Origin of the sequence: Rhizobium aureum (assembly GCF_030182495.1) — a bacterium.
Taxonomy (GTDB): Bacteria; Pseudomonadota; Alphaproteobacteria; order Rhizobiales; family Rhizobiaceae; genus Rhizobium; species Rhizobium tropici_C.
The window spans coordinates 362,771-386,115 of sequence record NZ_JAQJCI010000001.1; the positions used below are offsets into that span (position 1 = coordinate 362,771).

19 protein-coding genes are annotated in these 23,345 nt (G+C 61.1%); 18 read left to right on the forward strand and 1 reads right to left on the reverse strand.

Features of this window, described 5'->3' with window-relative positions; genetic code table 11:
- Positions 1 to 50: 50 nt before the first annotated feature.
- Complete coding sequence (locus tag PH552_RS01755) at positions 51 to 1,628, reverse strand: ABC transporter substrate-binding protein (RefSeq protein ID WP_113248601.1); 1,578 nt, start codon at positions 1,626 to 1,628, stop codon at positions 51 to 53.
- A 172-nt stretch (positions 1,629 to 1,800) separates the two neighbouring features.
- Here PH552_RS01755 and PH552_RS01760 point away from each other — a divergent pair, with 172 nt between their 5' ends.
- The 18 genes from PH552_RS01760 to PH552_RS01845 all read left to right on the forward strand — a co-directional run bounded on the left by PH552_RS01760 (position 1,801) and on the right by PH552_RS01845 (position 23,342).
- On the forward strand, positions 1,801 to 2,811 hold the full coding sequence (locus PH552_RS01760) for a GntR family transcriptional regulator (protein ID WP_112342837.1): 1,011 nt from the start codon (positions 1,801 to 1,803) through the stop codon (positions 2,809 to 2,811).
- 14 nt (positions 2,812 to 2,825) lie between these two features.
- Complete coding sequence (locus PH552_RS01765) at positions 2,826 to 3,527, forward strand: creatininase family protein (protein ID WP_112342836.1); 702 nt, start codon at positions 2,826 to 2,828, stop codon at positions 3,525 to 3,527.
- Positions 3,524 to 4,540: a ketopantoate reductase family protein gene (locus PH552_RS01770; protein ID WP_112342835.1), complete on the forward strand. Its 1,017-nt coding sequence runs from the start codon at positions 3,524 to 3,526 to the stop codon at positions 4,538 to 4,540. Before PH552_RS01765 ends, PH552_RS01770 begins: the two co-directional genes overlap by 4 nt.
- Positions 4,537 to 5,283: an SDR family NAD(P)-dependent oxidoreductase gene (locus PH552_RS01775; protein ID WP_112342834.1), complete on the forward strand. Its 747-nt coding sequence runs from the start codon at positions 4,537 to 4,539 to the stop codon at positions 5,281 to 5,283. Before PH552_RS01770 ends, PH552_RS01775 begins: the two co-directional genes overlap by 4 nt.
- Positions 5,280 to 6,653 carry a dipeptidase gene (locus PH552_RS01780; protein ID WP_113248602.1) on the forward strand — a complete coding sequence of 458 codons (1,374 nt, stop codon included), beginning with the start codon at positions 5,280 to 5,282 and terminating at the stop codon, positions 6,651 to 6,653. The genes PH552_RS01775 and PH552_RS01780 overlap by 4 nt, the downstream gene beginning before the upstream one ends.
- Complete coding sequence (locus PH552_RS01785; RefSeq protein ID WP_285165423.1) at positions 6,614 to 7,624, forward strand: succinylglutamate desuccinylase/aspartoacylase family protein; 1,011 nt, start codon at positions 6,614 to 6,616, stop codon at positions 7,622 to 7,624. The genes PH552_RS01780 and PH552_RS01785 overlap by 40 nt, the downstream gene beginning before the upstream one ends.
- 188 nt (positions 7,625 to 7,812) lie before the next feature.
- The gene (locus PH552_RS01790; protein WP_245430377.1) at positions 7,813 to 8,814 is read left to right on the forward strand and encodes a GlxA family transcriptional regulator; all 1,002 of its coding nucleotides are present in this window, start codon (positions 7,813 to 7,815) and stop codon (positions 8,812 to 8,814) included.
- 252 nt (positions 8,815 to 9,066) lie between these two features.
- Complete coding sequence (locus PH552_RS01795) at positions 9,067 to 10,740, forward strand: ABC transporter substrate-binding protein (RefSeq protein ID WP_112342831.1); 1,674 nt, start codon at positions 9,067 to 9,069, stop codon at positions 10,738 to 10,740.
- Between the two features lie 73 nt (positions 10,741 to 10,813).
- Positions 10,814 to 11,827: an ABC transporter permease gene (locus tag PH552_RS01800; protein ID WP_285165424.1), complete on the forward strand. Its 1,014-nt coding sequence runs from the start codon at positions 10,814 to 10,816 to the stop codon at positions 11,825 to 11,827.
- Positions 11,828 to 11,830: 3 nt separating this feature from the next.
- Positions 11,831 to 12,706 (forward strand): ABC transporter permease, encoded by an 876-nt coding sequence (locus PH552_RS01805; RefSeq protein WP_112342829.1) that lies wholly within the window; start codon positions 11,831 to 11,833, stop codon positions 12,704 to 12,706.
- Complete coding sequence (locus tag PH552_RS01810) at positions 12,703 to 14,799, forward strand: dipeptide ABC transporter ATP-binding protein (protein ID WP_112342828.1); 2,097 nt, start codon at positions 12,703 to 12,705, stop codon at positions 14,797 to 14,799. The genes PH552_RS01805 and PH552_RS01810 overlap by 4 nt, the downstream gene beginning before the upstream one ends.
- Complete coding sequence (locus tag PH552_RS01815) at positions 14,796 to 16,067, forward strand: MFS transporter (RefSeq protein ID WP_112342827.1); 1,272 nt, start codon at positions 14,796 to 14,798, stop codon at positions 16,065 to 16,067. The genes PH552_RS01810 and PH552_RS01815 overlap by 4 nt, the downstream gene beginning before the upstream one ends.
- Complete coding sequence (hydA, locus tag PH552_RS01820; RefSeq protein ID WP_113248605.1) at positions 16,064 to 17,497, forward strand: dihydropyrimidinase; 1,434 nt, start codon at positions 16,064 to 16,066, stop codon at positions 17,495 to 17,497. The genes PH552_RS01815 and hydA overlap by 4 nt, the downstream gene beginning before the upstream one ends.
- A complete protein-coding gene (locus tag PH552_RS01825; protein WP_245430376.1) occupies positions 17,494 to 18,267 on the forward strand; it encodes an SDR family NAD(P)-dependent oxidoreductase in 774 nt (257 codons plus the stop codon). The genes hydA and PH552_RS01825 overlap by 4 nt, the downstream gene beginning before the upstream one ends.
- Positions 18,268 to 18,302: 35 nt before the next feature.
- Positions 18,303 to 19,343, forward strand: a complete 1,041-nt coding sequence (locus PH552_RS01830) for an NAD-dependent epimerase/dehydratase family protein (RefSeq protein WP_112342825.1) — start codon at positions 18,303 to 18,305, stop codon at positions 19,341 to 19,343.
- A complete protein-coding gene (locus tag PH552_RS01835; RefSeq protein WP_112342824.1) occupies positions 19,343 to 20,284 on the forward strand; it encodes an allantoinase PuuE in 942 nt (313 codons plus the stop codon). The genes PH552_RS01830 and PH552_RS01835 overlap by 1 nt, the downstream gene beginning before the upstream one ends.
- The gene (locus PH552_RS01840; protein ID WP_285165425.1) at positions 20,277 to 21,986 is read left to right on the forward strand and encodes a thiamine pyrophosphate-requiring protein; all 1,710 of its coding nucleotides are present in this window, start codon (positions 20,277 to 20,279) and stop codon (positions 21,984 to 21,986) included. The genes PH552_RS01835 and PH552_RS01840 overlap by 8 nt, the downstream gene beginning before the upstream one ends.
- A gap of 21 nt (positions 21,987 to 22,007) precedes the next feature.
- Positions 22,008 to 23,342 (forward strand): dihydroorotase, encoded by a 1,335-nt coding sequence (locus tag PH552_RS01845; RefSeq protein WP_285165426.1) that lies wholly within the window; start codon positions 22,008 to 22,010, stop codon positions 23,340 to 23,342.
- Positions 23,343 to 23,345: the final 3 nt, after the last annotated feature.

The following is a 23,345-nucleotide window of genomic DNA, read 5'->3' on the forward strand; positions in this document are numbered from 1 at the left end:
AAAAAGGCCGCAGGCCTCGTGGAAGGCCCGCGCAGCAGGCTCGTTCGGGATTACTTGTCTTTCCAGGTCTTGGCGAAGATGTTGTTGCCAAGCGGGATCTGAAGGAAGCCGTGAACCTTCTTGCTGAGCGCAACCGGGTAGGGCGTCTCATAAAGAGGCACGGTCGGTCCCTCGGTGTTGTAGATGGCCTGCATCTTCGCATACTGCTCGGCGCGCTTTTTCGGATCCATCTCCTTCTGGGAGTCTTCGAAGAGCTTGTCGGCCTCGTCGCTCTTCCAGCCAGTGTGTAGGGCGTCGATCGTCTTGGAATAGACGAAGTAGGAGGTGATTTCGTTCGGATCGGCGATGTCGTCCGTCCAGGCGGCATTGCGCATCACGAAAGTACCGTCGCGATATTGCTGGGTGCGGGTCGGGTTATCGACCTGCTGCAGTTCCAGCTTGATGCCGATCTGCGCCCACATCTGCTGCAGGGCAGTGGAGATACCGATTTCATCCTGATTGCCCGCGAGGACCAGGATACTGGTCGAGAACCCCTTTTCGAAGCCGGCCTCCTTCATCAGGCTCTTCGCCTTTTCAAGGTCGTAGGGATAAAGCGGCTTGTCCCCGACATGCAGCGGCGTCGCCGTCGACATATAGGAGGTCTGCGGCGTGCCGACGCCATGGGTGACAATCTGGATGATCGCATCCTTATTGACGGCATAATTCATCGCCTGACGAACTTTGGCGTTGGACAGAGGATTGTCCTTGCCGCCGAGCTGCGGGCGCACGTTTAGCGTGATGTATTCGACGCGGGTCGAAGGGTAAAGTTCCATATTGAGATTGTCCGCCGACTTCAGTTCGTCAACGCGGGCATAGGGAATGAACTCGGCCCCATCGATCTCACCGGAAGTGAGTTTGAGGATACGGGTCGCATCGTCGGGGATCAGCTCGAAGTCGATGCCGTCAAGATAGGGTAACGGTTTGCCGTCCTCGCCCTTACCCCAATAATATTCGTTGCGCGCCAGTTTCATGCTGGAGCCGCGATTCCACGATTTCAGCACGAAAGGACCGGAACCGATCGGATGCTCGCCGAAGGCCTTGGCTTTTTCTTGATCGGTAGCACCTGGCGAAGCCTCAAAGGCCTTTTCCGGCATGATGCCGGTGTTGAACACCGTCAGCGCGGCGAGGATGGCGGGGTCCGGGTGCTTGAGTTTGATGGTGACGGTTTTGTCGCCCTCGGTGGTCACGTCATCGATGGACTCGATCATGAAGCCCCAGATGCCGTTGCCCTTCTTGGCAGCGCGCTTCAAAGACCAGGCGACGTCGGCGGGGGTGATCGGTGAACCATCGGAAAACTTGATGCCGTCCCGCAGAGTGAGCGTTACACTCTTGCCGTCGTCGGCGAGCTTATAGTCACTGGCGAGGCCCGGCTGTACGCCCTTGCCATCGTCGGTCGGCAGGAGCAGAGTGTCGTAAAGGTTGGATAGGATCCAGATGTCGACATTGGCATCGTTCAGGACCGGATCCAGAAAAAGGCTGTCGGCGTAACGGCCGTAGACCAGCGTGCCGCCCCGCTCCAGGGCGAATGCTGAAACACTGGTGCCGAGTAAAACTACAGCGGCTACGGCCGCACGAGCGATCGTTTTCATATCATTCCCCTTTTATAAAATTAACTGTTCTTGTTGGCTATAACGATTTCATGCGAAAAATGGCCTGTCAACCTAATTTTGCGCGCAACGTTCAAGGCGCTTGACTTGCAAGCGCGTCGATTTCACAATAATCGTTATAGTGTCCTATAACAGATCGTACCGAACGGGTTTCATGGATTTTTTCATCGACCGGGATCTGCCTGTGCCATTGCGCACGCAGCTTCATGGCCTCATTGAATATGGTATCGCCTGCGGTGAGCTGGCTCCGGGAGAGGCACTTCCTTCCGTCCGCGAGCTCGCCGATAAGGTGGGTGTTGCGCCGATGACGGTCAGTCAGGTCTATGCCGATCTGAAGGCTGCTGGCCTCATCGATACGCGTCCCGGTTCCGGCACTTTCGTCAGCGACAGCCATCAGGCGCGGCTTGCGGGACGGGCCGATGTCACGGAGCTGCACCGCCAGATCGACCACCTGATCGATGAAAGCCTACGGCTCGGCATTCGCTCATCGGATCTGGTATCGCTTGTCAATGCTCGTGCCTTTTATCGTGACAGTATCGGGCCGCGGCTGCGGATCGTCATGATCGGCATCTTTCAGGATGCGACGGCAAGCTATGCCCGTTTCATTGCTGCTCGCCTCGGGCGCGAGGTGACGGTCGAGCCGCTCACTGTTTCGGCGATCGAACGCAATCCGGCAGCCAAGGCGCGCGCCAATTCCGCCGATCTTGCCATTACATTTGCCAACCGCCATCGCGAGGTCGCCACTCTGGTGCCGAATACCAAGGTGGTGACCATCAGCTTTACGCCATCGGAGGAGACGCGCAGGGCGCTTGCTTCTCTCGATTCACTGGCCTCGATCGCCGTTGTCTCGCGTTTTCCAGATTTTTTACCGATCATGAAAAGCGGTGTGCAGCGTTTTGCACCGCATGTCAGCGAAATTACCGCCACCACGTTGGAGGCGCCGGCGCTGGAGCCATTGCTCGCCAATGTTTCCGTCGTGATCTTCGCATCGGGTGCGGAACGCGTGATGGAGCTCCTGCCTGCTGGAGTTCAGGCAATCGAATACCGCCACGCGCCGGACACCGGCGATATCGAACGGGTGATCGTGCCGATCATCCGGGCAGACGGAGCCTCGCCCAGAGGCGAGGAAAATCCCAAGCAAAACGAGATTGATGCAAAGGTCTAGCAAAGGCAGACGAGATGAGAGTATCTGAGGCAAACTGGCAGCAGATCGAAGCCTATCTGAAAACCGATGACCGGGCGATCCTGCCGCTCGGCAGCACCGAGCAGCACGCCGGCCTGTCGCTCTCGGTTGATTCAATTCTGTCGGAGAAAGTGGCGGCCGATGCTGCTGCCCCCCTCCGCATTCCGGTCTTCCCGGTCGTGGCCTATGGGATTACCCCCTATTTCCTCTCCTATCCCGGCACGATCAGCATCCGCCAGGAAACCTACATCAGCCTGGTTCGCGATATTCTCGACGGTCTTAGACGGCAGGGCTTCCGCCGTATACTGGTCGTCAACGGCCATGGTGGCAATCAGCCGGCCGGAAGCATGGCGATCGAATGGATGGCCGATAATCCGGATACGGCGGTGAAGTTCCACAACTGGTGGAATGCGCCGAAGACCTTCGCCAAGGTGCAGGAGATCGACACGCTCGCGTCGCATGCGTCATGGATGGAAAACTTCCCCTGGACCCGTCTCCAGGGCATCAAGCAGCCGACGCAGCGGAAGCCAATGATCGATCTCGCCCGTATGCGCGTCATGTCGCCGGACGCCGTCAAGGCGTATCTCGGCGATGGCAACTTCGGCGGCTATTACGAGCGACCGGATGAGGAGATGCAGGCGATCTGGGATGTGGCTGTCGAGGAAACCCGTGCGCTTCTCGAAGGAGGCTGGGCATGAGCGACCCGATCCTGATCTGGGGCGCCGGTGCGATCGGCGGTACGTTGGGTGCCGCCTTCATCCGCGCTGGCAACGAGGTGATCTTCGTCGATAATGTGAGGGAACACGTCGATGCCATCAACGAGAAGGGCCTGACGATCGTCGGCCCGATTTTCGAGGATGTGGTGCAGGCCAGGGCCTATCTGCCGGAGGAGCTGGAGGGTACATATGCGCGCACCTTCCTCTGCGTGAAGGCTCATCATACCGAAGACGCGGCACATATGCTTGCCGAGCATCTTGCCTCGGACGGCTACGTGGTGTCGGCGCAAAACGGTCTAAACGAGCGCGTCATCTCCCAAATCGTCGGCGAGCACAGGGTCATCGGCTGCTTCGTCAATTTCGGAGCGGATTATATCGAGCCCGGCGTCGTCCAATATAGCGGCCACGGTGCCGTCGTCATCGGCGAGCTTGACGGACGCTTCACCACTCGTACCGAATACATTTACGACCTGATGAAGCAGTTCGAACCGAAAGCCCTGATCACCAACAACATCTGGGGTTTTCTCTGGGGCAAGCTGATCTATGGCGCGTTGCTCTTCGGCACTGCGCTGACGAATGACAGCATTGCCGATGTGCTCGACAATCCGATCGCCAGGCCGGTTCTGCGCAGGCTGGCACTTGAAGTCGCGACGGTAGCGGCAATCAACAATATCAAGCCGGAAGCCTTTGACGGCTTCGACCCTTCGGCTTTCGGTCCGTTGGCGACGTCGGAGCAGACCAACAAGTCCTTTGACGATATGTCGGTCCACAACCGAAAATCCGTCAAGTCGCACTCCGGCATCTGGCGTGACCTGGCGGTGCGCAAGCGAAAGACCGAAGTCGATGCGCAAGTGTTGCCGGTGGTCGAGATCGGCCAGGAATTGCGGGTTCCTACACCGCTCGCAGCGCGCGTCATTTCCATGATCCATGAGATTGAGGACGGCAAACGGCCCCTTGCCATGGCCAATATCGAAGAGCTTGCGAGGGTCGCATGAATATCTCCTTCGATGGAAAGGTGGTGATCGTCACAGGGGCTGCTCATGGTTTCGGCCGGACGATCGCTCAAGGTTTTGCAAGCCGCGATGCGCGTGTCCATGTCTGCGATGTGAATGCGGCCGGACTGGCGGAAACCGTCAAACTCTGTGGTGAGAAGGCGACGGCGCATGTGCTCGACGTCGGTAACCGCGCCGACGTACAGGCGCTGGTGCCGGCCTTCGGCGAGGTCGATATCCTCGTCAACAATGCCGGCGGCGTACGCGGGCAGGTGGGCCGGCCAATCGAGGACATTTCCGAGAGCGACTGGCAGACGATCTTCGATGTCAATCTGTCGGGCGCCTTCTTCATGGCGCAGGCAGTGGCCCCCGCGATGAAACGGCGCAAGACGGGCCGGATTGTCAACATTTCGAGCGGCGCCGGCCTCGGCATTTCGCTGACCGGCATCCAGGCCTACGCCAGCGCCAAGGCAGGCCAGATCGGCCTCACCCGCCAGCTTGCTCATGAGCTCGGGCCATGGGGCATCACCGTCAACAATGTGGCGCCGGGCTTCGTGCGCTCCAACCCGACGACCGAACGCCAGTGGGAAGCGATGGGCGAAGAAGGTCAGGCGCGGCTTCTGCACAATATCGCGCTGAAGCGCCTCGGCCTGCCCGAAGATATCGCCGCGATGGTGATGTTTTTTGCTTCCGACTATGCCGGGTGGATATCCGGTCAGGTCATCAGCGTGGACGGCGGCAAATGAGCGTCGAGACCTATCTGGAAGACAACTATCCAGCCGCTCTCGACGATCTCAAGGCTTTCTGCCGCATTCCGAGCGTCAGCACCGATCCCGCCTTTGCGGAGGGTATGCGACAGGCTGCGGCATTCGTGGGAGATCGCTTGCGCAAGGCAGGCTTCTCGGCCGTCGAGATGCTTGATAGCGGTGGTCATCCGGCCGTCTATGGCGAGATCCTCTCTGATCCGGTCCTGCCGACCTATCTCGTCTACGGTCATTATGATGTCCAGCCGCCGCATCCGCTTGAGAAGTGGATGACGCCGCCTTTCGAACCGGACGAACGCGATGGCAGGCTCTATGCACGTGGCGTCTCCGACGACAAGGGACCGCTGCTAATCCCGATCATCGTTGCTGAGGCCTTCATGCGCGTCGAAGGTCGGTTGCCGGTCAATCTCAAAGTGTTGATCGAGGGCGAGGAGGAATCCGGCAGCCCGCATTTCGCGCATACGCTCGAAAAATACCGCGATAAGCTCGGCTGCGATCTTGTGCTTTCTGCCGATGGCGCCATGTGGCGCCCTGACAAGCCATCGATTACGGTGGCAAGCCGTGGATTGGCTGCTCTCGATATTGCCATCACCGGTGCCGCCAAGGACCTGCATTCTGGCCGCCACGGTGGCAGTGCGCCGAACCCGATCGCAGCCCTTGCCGGCCTGCTCGCAACCATGCACGGTCCGGATGGGCGCGTTAGCGTCGAGGGCTTTCTCGATGGAGCCACACCGCCCGATCCGAAGATTGTCACGGCAATCGAGGCATCGCAATTCGATAGCGCCGCCTACTATCGGGAGATCGGGGTTGCCGGCGGTGAACCGATCGACAACGGCCGCGAGCTGCTGATCCGCCAATGGCTGGAGCCGACCCTGGAATTCAACGGGATCTGGGGCGGTTATCAAGGCAAGGGCACCAAAACGGTCATTCCGAATACGGCCAGCGCGAAGATCACCTGCCGCCTCATTGCCGGGCAGAAGCCGGATGCAGTGATCGCCGCCATTAGCCGCCATCTGCATGAGCATCTGCCGAAGGGTTTCCAGCTCGAGATCCATCGCCATGGGCCGGGCAGCGAGGCCGAATTCGTCGATCCCGACCTGCCGGCGTTGAAGATTTCCGAAGAGGTTCTTGGCGAATTGCTAGGCGCAAAACCCTTGCGCGTCGCCATGGGCGCGACGATCCCCATTGGAAGCGCCTTTCGCAACTATCTCGGCAGTCCCTCGATCTTCTTCTCCTTCTCGACGGCGGACGAGGACTACCATGCGCCGAACGAATTCCTCCGGCTTGGCAATTTCAAGCTGGGCATGCGGGCATGGACGATGCTGCTGAGGCGGCTTGCTACTTCAGCCTGAACGACACCAAGACGAAGAAGCGCGCCGATGGCCTTTCGACGGAGGATATTTCGATGACATCCTTGCCTGCGCTACGTACCGGAAAGCCGCGGTCGGAATTCGGCCATGTCCGTCCGACCAACGAGCTGGAAATCCCCTTCGCGATCATCGAGGGGGCGGAGGAGGGGCCATGCCTGCTCGTGACCGCCGGCGTTCACGGTTCGGAATTTTTCTCCATTGAGGCAGCCGTCCAAATGATGAAGACGAGCCCGGAGGAGATCAAGGGCACACTCATCGTGCTGCCAATTCTGAATGTCGAGGCCTTCCGCCGTCGCAAGATCTATGTCATGCCGCAGGACGACAAAAATCTGAACCGCATGTTTCCGGGTAAGCCCGACGGAACGACGAGCGAGCAACTGGCACACTGGCTGGTAACTGAAGTATTTCCGAAAGCAGATGCTTATATCGACTGCCACGGCGGCGATCTCGACGAGGGGCTGGCACCGTTTACGGTCTTTCCGGCAGGCTGCAAGAAATCGCAAGCGCTTGCCGCCGTCTTCGGCATCAAGGTTGCCGTTGCGGCCGGTGGGTCCGGTTACACGGTCGATGCGTCTCACAAGCTCGGCATCCCAAGCATCCTACCTGAAGTCAGCGGCAACGGCCTTTGGGGCGAAGAGACCGTGACACAGATGACTGATGGCATCCGCCGCGTCATGCAGCATATTGGCATGCTGCCCGGCGAGGCACCAACCACGAGTCTCGACGTCGTGACCATGTGGGTGCCGACAGCATCGGTCACCGGCCTCTGGTACCCGAATAAGGATTTGGGAGAGCCGGTGGTAGCAGGTGAACTGTTGGGCGAAATCAAAACCGTCTTCGGCGAGACGCTGGCGAGCATCCATTCCGAAAAGTCAGGCTTTATCCTCTATCGGCTGACGAGCCTGTCGGTGAATGAGAAGGAAGCCCTACTGGGCGTCGGCACACCAGTCTAGGCAAGAGAAACTCGATATGCCCTTGGGAAACAAAAACAGCGGGCATTCTGTCTTTTGGGCATGGCGTTCGTTCTGATCAGCAATCCGGATCGGACGTTCAATATATGGCTTATGTTCACTGTTTGGATCGGATGTTTCTGACCTGTCGCGATGATTGATCAATCGAGACTGTAGGCGGTGGCTTTGGCATGCAATACGGTTGGGAAATGACGCGACAATCCTTTTCTTTTGGACAGCTGAAACATAGCGAGCGGCCGGTGCGTATCGGCTTCTTCCTGGCGCCCGATTATCCGCTGATGACCTTTTCGGCGGCACTGGATTCATTGCGCCAGGGAAACCGCCTGCTCAAGCGTAAGGCCTTCGAATGGGTCCTAATCTCGGCCGAGGGCAAGCAGGCGAGGTCGAGCAGCGGGCTGGCCTTCCCAGTGGACTATGCGATGGCGCAGGCTCCGAAATGCGATATTCTCTTCGTCTGCGCCGGCGTCAATTACACTGAGAGTTACGATCCGGCGCTGTTTTCCTGGCTACGCCGCGTCTATTCCGAGGGCTGTGTTCTCGGCGGCGTGAGCACCGCCGTATTCTATCTGGCGAGGGCCGGGCTGCTCGAGGGGCGCCGCTGCGCCATACATTGGGAATCGCTGCCGTCGTTTCGAAGCGAGTTTCCCAATTGCTTGGCGACGGATGATATCTTCTCCGTCGATGGCCGCCTGATTACGTCCTCCGGTGGCACCGTCACGCTGGACATGATGCTTTACCTAATCGCCGCGATCGAGGGTCGCGACCTTGCAGAGCAGATTTCCGACCAGTTCAATCATCCCCGCATGCGTCGCCAGAACGACGTTCAGCGCATGGTGCCGGAGGACCGTTTTGGTATCAGGAACGCCAAGCTCGGTTTCGTCATCCGTCGGATGGAAAGCAGCTTGTCGGAACCTATCGAAATCGCGGAGCTTGCTGCAAGCGTCAAGGTCTCGCCGCGCCAGCTGGAGCGATTGTTTCGCACACATCTCAGCAAAAGCCCGTCGCAGTTCTACATCGACCTGCGCATGGCGCGGGCCAAGGAATTGTTGATCCACACCGATCTCAGCGTCTCCGATATCGCCGGCGTCTGCGGCTACGAATCGCCGTCTCATTTCAGCCGATTTTACCGCCAGCACTTCAAGGAAAGCCCTGCCGCCACGCGCCGCGCCTGATCGGCACAGCTGCAATTTCTGCCTGTCTTTCCGATCGACGGACATCGTTATTGGTGCAATGCAGCAATATGTCGCCTGGCGCATATTTCATGTCGGATGAATGCATTCTGTCGCATTCGTATTGCCTCTAGATTTGGTCTCGACGGCGAAAACGGACATTAGATCCGCGCAGGCCGAAGCGGCGGGAGACCCGCTCCGCTTCGCATTCAGACAATAACGGGAACAGTTTGCACGAACTAGGAGAGCATCCTCGTGGACAAGAATCAGCATTCCTATATTCCGACGCTTATCAAGGACCTTTCGGACGGCAGCATCAACCGCCGGGACTTCCTGCGCAAGTCGACGCTTCTCGGCCTCTCAGCTGCCGCGGCCTATTCGCTCGCCGGCCTTGCACAGCCTTTCGGCGAAGCCAAGGCCGACGACATGCCGAAGGGCGGCAACCTGCGCATTGGCATGCGCTGCATGGAAATCAAGGATCCACATCTGGCTGACTTCGCCGAGAAGTCGAATGTCATCCGCCAGGTCTGCGAATACCTGACCTTCACCGACCGCAACAACATCACCCATCCCTACCTTCTCGAAAAATGGGATGTCAGCGACGACCTGAAGACCTGGACGCTGCATGTTCGCAAGGGTGTCAAGTGGCGCATGGGCGGCCGTGAGCTCAACGCCGACGACGTTGTCTGGAACCTGAAGCGTGTCAGCGACCCGAAGGTCGGCTCGTCTGTTCTTGGCCTCTTTACCGGCTATCTCGTCCAGGAATATGACGGTGGCGAGAAGGACGACAAGGGCAATCCGAAAAAGTCGAGCAAGCTTTGGGCCGACAATGCGATCGAGAAGGTCGACGACTACACGGTTCGCCTCAACTGCTTCGCGCCGCAGATCGCCGTTCCCGAACACCTCTATCACTACCCGATGTTCATCCTCGATCCGGCCGACAACGGCTCCTTTGGCCCTGACGCCAACGGCACGGGCCCGTTCGAGATGACGGAATACACGGTCGGCAAGGCTGCCAAATATAAGGCGCGCACCGACTACTGGGGCACCGGCCCCTATCTCGCAACGTTCGAATTCGTTGACCTCGGCGACAATCCAGGGGCAGGCATCGCGGCCATGGCATCCAAGCAGGTTGACGGCCTGTCGGAAGCTGACGCCGTGCAGATCAGCTCCATGAAGAACTTCCCGCATGTGGCGGTCTACAAGGTAGAGACGACGCAGACCGTCGTCGCCCGCATGCATCCTGACGTAGAGCAGTTCAAGGATAAGCGCGTACGTCAGGCCATGCGCTTTGCGATCGATCGCGACAAGGTTATCCAGACGTCCCTGTTGGGCGCGGGCACGCCGGCAGAAGACCACCACGTCGCCCCGTCGCATCCGGAATATGCGGCGTTGCCGAAATATCCGCGCGATATCGCCAAGGCCAAGAAGCTGCTGGCCGACGCTGGCTATCCCAACGGCTTCGAATTCGACATGGTCACGCGTCCGGATCCTATCTGGGAGCTCAACACGGCACAGGTGCTCGCCCAGCAGTTCGCCGACATCGGCGTCAAGATCAACATCAAGTCGCTGCCGAGCGCCCAATATTGGGAAGTCTGGACCTCCGCCCCTTTCAGCCTAACGGCCTGGGGCCACCGTCCGCTCGCCATCATGACGCTGTCGCTCGCCTATCGCTCGAACGCCGCCTGGAACGAATCCCACTATGCCAATCCGGAATTCGACCAGCTGCTGACTCAGGCCGAGGGCATTCTTGATCCGAAGGAACGCAGCAAGGTCATGGCGAAGATCGAGGCGATCATGCAGGATGACGGGCCGATCGTTCAGCCCTTCTGGCGCGTCTTCTCGACCGTGATGGACAAGAAGGTCAAGGGCTTCGAGCTCCATCCTTCGCAGTACATCTTCGCGCACCAATACGCGATCTCCGCCTGATCGAGCGGCCAGATCGCCCGGTTTCCGCCGGGCGATTCCCTTGAAGGCCCGCGAGAAAACCGGACTGAGTGCAATGTCGAAATTCCTTTTCAAACGGCTGGTCATGATGCTGCTCACCATGCTTTGCGCATCCTTCCTGGTCTTTGCTGTCTGCGAATTTACGCCCGGCAGCGTGGCGCGAAAATCGCTCGGCCCCTTTGCCACACAGCAACAGGTCGATATCCTGACCGAAAAGCTGAAGGCGAATGATCCGCTGCTCGTGCGCTATGGTCGCTGGCTCGGCGTGCTCGTCGGCGTCATTCCGGATCCGCTGCAGGATCCAAGCACGGGCCTCAATTTCACGGATCCACGCGGGGCGCAATATTTCGGCAATTTCGGCTATTCGACGCTGAACAAGCTGCCAGTCAACGACGTGATCTGGAACAGACTGGGCAATACCGCGATCCTGGCCGGCTTCGCCTTTATGCTCATCGTGCCGCTGTCGATCATCTTCGGCATCCTGTCGGGGCTAAAGGAAGGAGGGGTGCTCGATCGAACGCTCTCGATCATCTGCATCACCTTCACCTCCATCCCCGAGTTTGCATCGGGTGTCTTCCTGGTAACGCTCTTCGCCATTCTCTGGCCTATCCTACCAGGCACGAGCCCGCTCAACAGCGACGGCGGATGGCCGGTGCCCTATCAGTTCGTCCTGCCGGTCGCCGTGCTCGTCATCTACGATTTCGGCTATGTCGCCCGCATGATCCGCGTCTCGATGATCGGCGTCATGGAGCGGCCCTATATCCGCACCGCTGTGCTAAAGGGCATGAGCACCCGCCGCATGGTTCTCGGCCATGCGCTGCGAAATGCGATGATCGCTCCCTTCACCGTGCTTCTCCTGCAGATCAATTTCCTGATCAGCGGTGTTGTCGTCACCGAGCTTGTGTTTGCCTATCCGGGCTTTGGCCGGCTGATCCTCGATGCCAGCCTCTTCGGCGATATCGCGACGTTGGAGGCGGCGACTCTGATCACCGTGGCCGTCGCCGTCGCGACGCAGCTGCTCGGCGACCTCGGCTACATGCTGCTCGATCCACGCATCCGGGTGAGGTAAGCCATGGCAATCCAAGACAATATTGCCGCGATAAAGGTGACGGGTGTCAAGCGCGCGGCGAGGCCGAGCTGGATGCGGATCTTTCATTCCAAGACGGCCATCGTCGGCCTGTTCCTCGTCGTCTTCTGGGTGGCCGCAGCCGCCCTCGCGCCCATCCTGCCGCTGCCGTCTCCGACGGATTCGGACGTGATGGCGATGGGCAATCCCTTTCCATCAGCCACGCATTGGCTCGGCACCGATATTCTCGGCCGAGACGTTCTCTCCCGCCTGATCTTCGGTGCGCGCACCGTCCTCTTTGTTGCGCCGCTTTCGGTCGCTGTGGCGATGATCGTCGGCATCACCATGGGCATGGTGGCCGGTTACTACAGCGGCTTGATCGACGCGCTGATCAGCCGCTTCTCCGACATCGTGCTCGCCTTTCCTGTTCTCGTGATCTACGTGATCCTGATCGCCAATATCGGGCCCTCGGTGCTCAATATCGTCATCGCCACGACGATCGCCTCGTCGCCGGGCATCGGTCGCATCACCCGCGGCCTCGTTCTCAGCCTCAAGGAGCAAGAATATATCGCCGCAGCGAAGCTCAGAGCCGAAAGCACGCTCTACATCATGCTCGTGGAGCTCCTGCCGAACTGTCGCAGCCTGCTCATCGTCGATGCCTGCTTGCGCATCGGTTATACGATCATCACCATCGGCATTCTCGGCTTTCTCGGTCTCGGTCTGCCGCCACCGAATCCGGACTGGGGCGGCATGGTCAAGGAGAGCGTCACCGTTCTCAATGTCTGGCCGCTCATGTCGCTCATTCCGTCCGCCGCCCTTGTCAGTCTCGTGCTCGGTTTCAATCTTCTTGCCGATGGCATGCGTGAGGCGTGGAAGCCATGAACCTGTCCGTCTCCAACCTGCAAGGCGCCGCCATGCCCGACGCTTCAAACACCGATCTGGCACCGCTACTCGATATCAGGGATCTCAGGATCGAGTTTCGCGGCAAGAGTGAGACAGTGGTCGCGGTGCCGAATCTCTCTTTCTCCGTCCGCCCGGGCGAGAGCTACGGCCTCGTCGGCGAGTCCGGCTGTGGCAAAAGCACGACGGCCATGGCGATCATGGGCTATCTTGGCAACACAGGCGTGATCGCCGGCGGCAGCATCCGCTTCGATGGCGCCGAACTCGTCGGCGCCAGGGAAAAGCAGCTGCGGGCGATCCGCGGCCGGCGCATCGCCATGGTCTATCAGGACCCTATGAGCGCGCTGAATCCGGTCAAGACGATCGGATCGCAGCTTGCCGAAGTGCCCTTGCTGCATCTTGGCTCGACGAAGGCGGAAGCGATGGAAATGGCCGCTGCCATGCTCGACGACGTCCGCCTGCCAGATGCCGGCGACATGCTGAAGCGTTATCCGCATCAATTGTCCGGCGGCCAGCAACAGCGCGTCGTCATTGCCATGGCGCTTCTGGCGCGGCCCTCGCTGCTACTGCTCGACGAGCCGACGACAGGCCTCGACGTGACAGTCGAAGCGGCCGTCATCGACCTCATCGGCGAGTTGCGCCGGCGCTATTCGACCAGCCTTCTGTTCATCTCGCACAATCTTGGCCTGATCGCCGAAACCTGCGACCGCGTCGGCATCATGTATTCCGGTGAGATGGTGGAGGAGGGCAAGACCGGCGATCTCTTCCGCAGGCCGCGCCACCCCTATACGCAGGGGTTGATCGACTGCATTCCCAATATCGGCAGCGACAAGCGCAGCCGCGCGCTCGCCGCCATCCCAGGCCATATTCCGCTGCCGCAGGAGCGGCCGGAAGGCTGCTTCTTCGCGCCTCGTTGTGCCGGCTTCACCGCCGGCCTATGTGACAGGCCGGGCCTCGCACTGACCGAGGCAGGCGCCGACCATCTGGTCCGTTGCGTCCGCTGGCCTAACATGGAACGGCCTGTCGGAAGGCTGCCGGCGGAACTCGGGCAGGTCGCGCCGAAGGAAGAGGCAATCACGCTCTCCGACGTCACCAAGCTTTACCGCATCGGCACCGACAAGACCGTCAAGGCCAACGAGGCCGTCTCCTTCGGCGTGCGCAAGGCCGAGATCGTCGCTCTCGTCGGGGAGTCCGGCTGCGGAAAATCGACCCTTGCCCGCATCGTTACCGGTTTGGACAGCGCGACGTCGGGCTCGATCCGCATGGCGGGCGAGAATATTGCCGAGCTGCAGGCGCGGCAGCGACCGCGCAACATGCTGCAATCGATCCAGATGATCTTCCAGAATCCGGACAGCACGCTCAATCCCTCGCATTCGGCCGCCTTTTCCATCCGCCGTTCGATCAAGAAATTCGGCATTCGCAATGGCAAGGCGGCGATCGAGGAGCGCGTGCGCGAGCTTCTGGAAATGGTGCGCTTGTCGCCCGCGGTCGCCGACCGCAAGCCGAACCAGCTCTCCGGTGGTCAGAAGCAGCGCATCGCGATCGCCCGCGCCTTTGCCGCCGATCCGTCGCTGATCGTTGCCGACGAGCCGGTTTCGGCACTCGATGTCTCCGTGCAGGCGGCGGTGGTGACACTCCTTCTCGATATCCAGAAGGAAAAGCACACGACGATGCTCTTCATCAGCCACGATCTGGCGCTGGTGCGGCATGTCGCCGACAAGGTCGTCGTGATGTATCTCGGCAAGGTCATGGAACAGGGCACGGTCGAAGAAGTCTTCGGCGGCGGCACGCATCCCTATACCGAAGCGCTGATCTCTGCGATCCGCAGCCCCAACCTCGACGAGGCAACGCGTGAGCGGATACGGCTGACCGGCGAAACGCCGAGCCCGGTCAACGTGCCGGCAGGCTGTCGCTTTGCCACCCGCTGTCATCGCAAGGTCGGCGGAATCTGCGACGCGGTCGCGCCGCCGATCCGGCAGATGTCTGAGACGCATCAGATCGCCTGCCATATCGAGAAAGATCGTTTGCGCTCCGAACTGCCGGTCTATGCATCGGTGACGGGGGAGGAGGGATGAGCTCCGAGACCTCCATCGCGGCGAGCTTCTGGAAGAGGGCGCCGCGTTTTCGCGCGCTGGTGCCTGTCATGGTAGGGATCTGCGTCATCGGCACCGGAAACAGCCTGCTGACGACCTCGGTTTCGCTGAGGCTCAGCCAGCTCGGGATCGATCCTGGCGTCGTTCAGCTTCTCCTGACGGGCTTTCCCGTCGGATTTCTCGCCGGCTGCCTTGTGGCGCGTCTTCTTGTCGCCCGCCTCGGCCATCGCGTCGCATTTCTGGTGGTCAGCTTCCTCGCGACCTTTGCCGGCTTCGGCTATATGGCAACGGCGGCGACGCCCGTCTGGCTTGTCCTGCGCTTTCTCAGCGGTTTCTCGATGGCCGTCCTCTTCGTGGTCTCGGAGAGCTGGATCAATCTTTATGCCGATGAGCGCAATCGCGGCGCCTATTTCTCGCTTTACATGATGATGACCTCGCTCGCCGTGCTTTTCGGCCAACTGCTGGTCGAGGCCGCAGGCCCGCATTCGCCGCACCTCTTCCTGATGGGAGCCCTGACGATTACGGCAGGCACGCTCTATTGCCGGTTTGTGGGACGTCCCTGGCCGGCACTGCCGATGCGATCCGTTCGCCCCCTGCAGACAGATGTCACCGCGGCCGATCAGCGTTACGGCCTATGGAAGCTCGCCGTTCTGGCCCCGGTCACGATCATCGCCGTCTTTCAGGCGGGCATGACCAACATGAACGTCTTCGCGTTGACGCCGCTCTATGGCGCGAAGATCGCGCTTCCTGCATCGACCACGATTGGGCTGGTGACGGCGTTCAGCATGGGCGGCATGCTGGCCCAGACGCCGGTCGGCTGGCTGTCGGATCGCTTGGACCGCCGCTGGATGCTGCTGGTACAGGGCATGCTTGCGGCAGCGCTCTGCGCGGCGGTCATCCTGCTCGCGAACCATTATGTGCCGCTGCTCTTCGTGCTTTTCTTCCTCTACGGCGCGACCGCCCTGACGATCTATCCCGTCGGCATCGCCTTTGCCAATTCGCAGATCGATAGTCGTCACATGGTGTCGGCATCGGGCGGGCTGTTGCTGCTCTATTCGATCGGCAATGTCCTGACCCCAGGAATTGCCGCCGGCCTCATGGACTACGTCGCGCCCTATGCGCTTTTCATCATGCTCGGCAGCGGCGCCGCGCTGGTTTCGGTCGGCGCCTGTTTCAACCTTCGGCGCAAAGCCGCCACGCAAATTATGGAGGCGGCGCCCGATGGCCTTGCTTCCGGAGTGAACCAATGAGCAAAGATGTTCCCTTCGATCTCGTCATTCGCGGCGGCCGCGTCGTGCTTCCGGATGAGACACGCGAAGTCGATATCGGCATTCGTGATGGCAAATTCGCCGCCATCGCCAAGGGTCTGCCCGAGGGCAAGAGCGAGATCTCGGCCGAGGACAGGCTTGTCCTGCCGGGCGGCGTCGATAGCCATTGCCACATGGATCAGCAGCCCTGGGAAGGGAAGGCCACCGCCGACGACTTCAACACGGGAACGCTTTCCGCACTGTGCGGCGGCACGACCACGGTCGTTCCCTTCGCCATGCAGATGCGCGGCCAATCGTTGCGCGACATTGTCGAGGACTATCACGAGCGGGCGCGGCCGAAGGCGCATATTGATTATGGGATTCATTTGATCGTCGGTGATCCCTCGCCCGAGGTGTTGTGCGACGAAATCCCGGCGCTGATCGCCGAGGGCTGCACCTCGATGAAGATCTATCTCACCTATGACGGGTTGAAGCTCGACGACTACGAGGTTCTTAACGTACTGGATCTCGCCCGCTCGCATGGCGCGATGGTCATGGTTCATGCGGAAAACGACGCCTGCATACGCTGGCTAACGGAAAAATTCATCGCCGCCCGCAAGACGCAGCTGCGCTATCACGAGAAGACCCATTCGGAGATTGGCGACCGCGAAGCGACCTATCGCGCCATCAGCCTGTCGGAACTGGTCGAAACGCCGATCCTTGTCAGCCATGTCGCCGCCGGCGGTGCAGTCGAGGAAATCCGCCGCGCCAAGGCGCGAGGCCTGCCGATCTATGCCGAAACTTGCCCGCAATATCTCTTCCTCTCGGCCGAAGACATCGACACACATGATCTCTCCGGCTCAAAATGCGTGTGCACGCCGCCGCCACGCGACAAGTCGCACCAGCCGGAGATCTGGCGCGGCATTCTCGACGGCACGCTTGAGGTCTTCTCATCCGACCATTCGCCATGGAATTACGCGGACAAGATCGCCGGCGGGCCGGACACACCCTTCAACCGCATCCCGAACGGCATCCCCGGTATCGAGACACGTCTGGCGCTGCTATTTTCGGCAGGCGTCAACGGCGGACGCATGTCGCTGCAGAAGTTTGTTGATCTGACTTCTGCTGCGCCGGCGCGCCTCTTCGGCCTCTATCCGCGCAAGGGCCTGATCGCTGTCGGCTCGGATGCCGATATCGCCATCTGGGACCCGGATCGCCTCGTCACCATCAACAACGACATGCTGCATCACGCGACCGATCACACCCCTTATGAGGGGCAGACGGTGCGCGGCTGGCCGGTCATGACGATCTCGCGGGGCGAGCTCGTCTGGAACGACGGCGAGGTTCTGTCGCAGCCCGGCCGCGGCCAGTTCATCCCGCGCCTGCGTCCCTTCCCGCCGCAGCAGGGGCTTTCCAGGGTGCTGGCGTCATGACCTCGGACTCCGATCCCATGACTGCCCGACTTGCCGGCAAGGTCATCCTGATCACGGGTGCCGCCAGCGGCATCGGCGCGGCCATCGCGCGGCGCTGCCTTGCCGAGGGCGGCAGCGTTGTCTGCGCCGACCATGCGGAGGATGCCGCCGCCAATCTGGCCGAGGAACTCGGCTCGCGCGCGCTTGCCGTGCGCTGCGACGTCACCGACGGGCGTTCGATGGAGCGCGCGCTTGATACGGTCCGCGGCCGGTTCGGCCGGTTGGACGGCCTGGTTCACAATGCCGCTGCGCCATCTCTGGATGGGACGGTGGTCGATCTCAGCGAGCAGCAATGGCGCCGCGAGCTCGATGTCAGCCTGACGGGGGCTTTCCTGGCATCGAAGTTCGCATTGCCCCTGATGATTTCTGGTGGCGGCGGTTCCGTGGTCCTGATCGCCTCGCAATTCGCGCATGTCGCAACCGGCAAGGCCGTCGCCTATTGCGCCGCCAAGGCAGGTCTCGTCCACCTCGCCAAGGCCATGGCGATCGATCATGCGGGTGAGGGCATCCGGGTGAACAGCCTGTCGCCGGGCGCGGTCGCAACGCAGCGGCTTCTGCAGCGCTGGCCGGATCTCGAAGCCGCCGACCGGCAACTCGGCCCGGCGCATCTGCTCGGCCGGATCGCCCAGCCCGACGAGATTGCGGCCGCGACCGCCTTCCTGCTCTCGGCCGACGCCTCCTTCGTGACGGGCACAGACCTGCTCGTCGATGGCGGCTATGCGGTGCGCTGAACCCATGAATGCAATGATCTGGATTGGATTTTGAAATGACCCTTCTCGTCACAGGCGGCACAGGCTTCGTCATGAGCGTCGTGGCACGGACCTGGCTGGATCGCGATCCCACGGCCCGCGCCGTCATCCTCGATCGCTCCGGCCTCGATGCCATGGCCGAGCGCTATTTTGCGCCGGTGCGCGATCGGCTTTCGGTCATCACCGCCGATATCTGCGACCCTTCGCACTGGTCGGCCGCGCTTGATCAGCACGGCATCAGCGTCATCGTGCATGGCGCGACGATCACGCCGATCTCGCGCGGCAGCGCTGCCGAGGCCAAGCGTCAGCCGGAGGCCGAGGAGCCAGCCAGGATCGTCGATGTCAATCTGATGGGCACCGTTCACATGCTCGAATGGGCGCGCAGCCGCCCCTCCGTCAAGCGCTTCATCTATGTCAGCTCCGGCTCGGTCTATCGTCATCACGGGCCGGACTGGGCCGGCGAACCCCTGCCGGAAGACGGCTATGTCGCGCCGCTGACGCTTTACGGCATCTCCAAATTCGCCTCCGAAATGGTGGTCAACCGCTATGCCGATCTCTTCAGCCTATCTGCGCTCAGCGTCCGTCTCGCCTCGGTTTACGGAACGATGGACCGGGCGACCGAGAGCCGCAATTTCCGCCATGTTCCGAACAAGGTGGCGCATATGGCCCTGGCAGGTGAGGTAATCCGGCCAAACAGCCTGGAATCAGTCGGTGACTACGTCCATTCCGCCGACGTCGGCAATGCCGTCGTGGCACTGCTGACGGCGCCGCGGCTTCGCTATCGCCACTACAATATCGGCAGCGGTCGCACCTCGACCACAGGCGACATCATCGAATGGGCGCGGGAGCGCGTGCCTGATTTGAAGGTCGAGGTCAGCCCACACGACACCGCCAATGTCATCCAGGACGCGACGCTGAAGGACGGCATGTGGGGCGAATATGATCTCGCCCGCATCGAGCGCGACACGGACTGGCGCCCGCGCCCCGCCAGGGAAGCCTTCCACGACTACATGGACTGGATCGTCGCGAATGAAGGCGCATCCGGGGAGACGAAATAATGTCGGCACCCGTCAAACCCGAAAACACGGAACGCCAGGCGCGCGATTTTATCGGCTATGGCCCGAAGCCGCCCTTCATAAGCTGGCCCGGTGGCGTCAAGCTCGCGATCAACCTGGTGCTGAACTACGAGGAAGGCTCGGAATATTCCTGGCTGGAGGACGGCCGCAACGACAATTGGGGCGAGTACAATATTCCAAACAGCCCGCCGGTGCGCGATCTCGGCACCGAGACGCATTTCGAATATGGCAGCCGCGCCGGTGTCTGGCGGCTTGCGCGCCTCTTCGATCGCTACAAAGTCCCGATCACCGTGTCAGCCTGCGCCGTCGCGCTTGAAAAGAACCCAGCCGTCACCGAATGGATGAACGCCCGCGGCCATGACCTGCTCGGCCACGGCCTGCGCTGGAGCGAATATTCGACCATCGAGCGCAAGGACGAGGAGCGCCAACTGCACGATGCGGTCGCTCTCTACAAGAAGCTGACCGGTCGCCGCCCGATGGGGTGGAATTGCCGGTCCTTCCCGAGCGTCAACACCCGCGATCTCATCGCGAAAGAGGGCGGTTTCCTCTATTATTCTGATCCCTGCAACGACGACCTTCCCTATTTCATCGATCACGACGGCACGCGTCTGCTCGTCGTCCCCTATTCCAAGACATTGAACGACAGCCGCTATCTGATTGCGCCCGGCTATAGCAATCCGCGTGACTTTGCCGAGGATTGCCGCTCCGCCATCGACTACATGATGGGGGAGGCGGATGAGACCGGTGGCCGCATGCTGACGATCGGCGTTCATGCGCGCTGGATGGGTCAGCCGAACCGCGCATCGGGCCTGCGCGATGTCATCGAACATGTCCAGAAGACGCCGGGCGCTGGCTTCATGCGCCGTGAGGATATTGCTCGCCACTGGCTCGAGAACCACGAGGCCTTCGGCCGCGATGCGTGACGGGATCGAGAGCGGCATTGAGCCATCGAGGGAAACGAGGGAAGAACGGGCCATGTGGGGCAAGGACATGAGCGGCGCGGATGTCGTGGCCTCCATCCTGAAGCAGGAGGGCGTGAAGCACATTATAGGCTTCCCGAACAGCGAACTATTCGACGCGTGTGCTCATCTCGACATTCCCCCCGTCATCACCCGCACGCCCCGCGTCGCCGTGAATATCGCCGAGGGCTATGCGCGCACCACGGCCGGCCGCGAACTTGCCGTCGTCACTGTGCAATACGGCCCCGGTGCAGAGAGCGCCTTCGGTGGTATCGCGCAAGCCTTCAACGACCGTGCGCCAATCCTCTTCCTGCCGACGGGCTATCCGCGCGGGTCTGAGGCAGTGGCACCGAATTTCGAGGCGAGCCGCAACTTTCGCCATGTGACGAAATGGTGCGAGGCGGTGACGCGCGTCGAGCATCTGCCGAAGCTGATGCATTCGGCAATTTCCCGCGTTCGCAACGGCCGTCCGGCGCCGGTTCTGTTGGAGCTGCCCGTCGATCTGCTGGCCGAGCGGCATGCGCCTTCCGCCAATCCTTATCTGAAGCCGAGGCGCAGCGTGCCGCAGGCCGATAGCGGCGAGATCGCCGAACTGGTGGTGATGCTGCTGGCGGCCAAGAACCCCGTCGTCTTCGCGGGGCAGGGCGTGCTTACCGCCTCGGCTTCGCAGGAGCTCGTGGAATTTGCCGAGCTGTTCCGCATCCCGGTCATGACGACGCCAAACGGCAAGAGCGGCTTTGCGGAAAACCATCCGCTGGCGCTCGGCACGGCCGGACGCGCGCGGCCGGCGACGGTCGATCATTTCCTGGACAAGGCCGATGTCGTGCTCGCGCTCGGCACCAGCCTGACTCGCTCGCACTACATCCTGCCGATCGCCAAGGACAAGGTGCTGCTGCAGGTGACGATCGACGAGGGCGATCTCGGCAAGGATTATGCGATCGCGCAGGGCGTGGTCGGTGACGCCCGCTCCGTGCTCCGGCAAATGATTTCGCTGGTTGGCGAGGGGCGTCTTGATGTTCCGGCACGCACTGAAATGGAAGAGGAAATCCGCGCTGTGCGCGCCGCCTTCATCGAGCGATGGATGCCGCTCCTGACAGCGGAGAGCGAGCCGATTTCTCCCTATCGCGTCGTCTGGGAAATCATGCGCGCGGTCGATCCGGCAAAGACGGTCATGACCCATGATGCCGGCAATCCGCGCGATCAGTTCAGCCCCTTCTATGAGGCGACCGTGCCTGGCAGCTATATCGGCTGGGGCAAGACCACGCAGCTTGGCAGCGGCCTCGGCTTTGCGCTCGGTGCCAAGCTGGCGCGACCAGAGGCGACGGTCGTCAACCTGATGGGCGAGGCGGCCTTCGGCATGGTCGGGATTGATTTCGAGACTGCGATCCGTTGCAACCTGCCGATCCTGACCGTCGTCATGCGCAACAACGTGCTCGGCGGCTACGCCGCCAGCATGCCGATCGCCACTCAGAAATACGGAGCAAACCGTATGTCGGGTGCCTATGCGCCGATCGCGGAAGCGCTGGGCGGCTATGGCGAGTGTGTGACGTCGCCGGCGGGCCTTCGTCCGGCGCTTCTGCGTGCCCTTGGGAGGGTCGGTGCAGGTCAAGCCGCGCTGATAGAGGTGGTGACCCACGAAGAACCGCGCCTGCCGGGCCTCTGCTGACGAGTGATCGGGATGAGCGGTATGTTCGATACAATCATATCAGGCGCGACCATCGTCAATGCGAGCGGCGAGGTAAGGGGTGACGTCGTCATCTGCGACGGCCGGATCGCGACAATCCTCTCGCCCGGCGAGGCGGTCGAAGCCCGCAGCATCGTGAATGCCGAAGGCTGCTATCTTCTGCCCGGTCTGGTCGATGGCCATGTCCACCTGCGCGAACCGGGGCTCACGCATAAGGAAGATTTCGACAGCGGGACGCGTAGCGCTGCCTTGGGCGGTGTAACAACCGTGCTCGACATGCCGACCGATGATCCCTGGACCGCGACGGCCGACCAGCTTACCGCCAAGATGGAGATGGCTAGGGGAAGGATCCATGTGGATGTCGGCTTTCAGGTTGCCCTCAGCCGTGAGACCGCCCCCCTGGATCGATTGCTGGATTTGCGACCGGTTTCGCTGGAGCTATTCACGGCCGATGTGCCTGACGCCTTCCTATTCGACGGCATGGATGCCGTCTCGCGGATCGTCAGTCGCCTTGCCGAAAGCGATACACTCATCGGCATTTCGCCAGGCGACCAATCGATCTTGGTCGGCAGCAGCTTACGCAATCGTACCGGGGATATCGCGGCATTTCTCGAAAGCCGGCCGGCTCTGGCTGAGGCATCGGGCGTCGTCCGCGCCATTCTGGCGGCGGCGGGCACGAATGCCCGCATCCATGTGCGCCAAGTCAATTCGGCGCTTGGCATCTCCACATGGCGGCGACTGCGGGACATGGCTGATGCGACGGTCGAGACGACGCCGCAGAATGTCTTTTTCACCGCCGCCGACTACGAGAGGTCGGGCGCAAACCTAAAAGGCTCGCCGCCTTTCAGGGCGCCGGCCGACGTCGAAGCGCTGCGAGCCGCCCTTTCCGAGGACCTGATTGATATCGTGGCCACTGATCACGCGCCGCACAGCCCCGCCGAGAAGGCAGCTACTTATGCCGCGTTCGCAGATATTCCGGGTGGAATGCCGGGGCTTCAAACCCTGCTTATGACCATGTTACGGCTAGTCGAAGAACGGGTCATCGGGCTCAGCGATCTTGTGCGCATATGTTCTTTCAACCCCGCTGGACGTTTCGGCTTAGGTCGTTCAAAAGGCGCGATAGCGACTGGCTTCGATGCCGATATCGTGGTGCTCGACCGGCGCCAGCCGAGCCGGATCACAAATGCCGATCAGGTCTCGCGCGCCGCCTATACGCCATTCGATGGCTGGAACGTACCGGGTATGCTGACCCGGGTGTTTCTGAAAGGTCAGGAGATCGTTCGCGATGGAAAGATCATCGCCGAGAGACGCGGCAGTGTCGTCACCCGTGAAGCCTGAGGA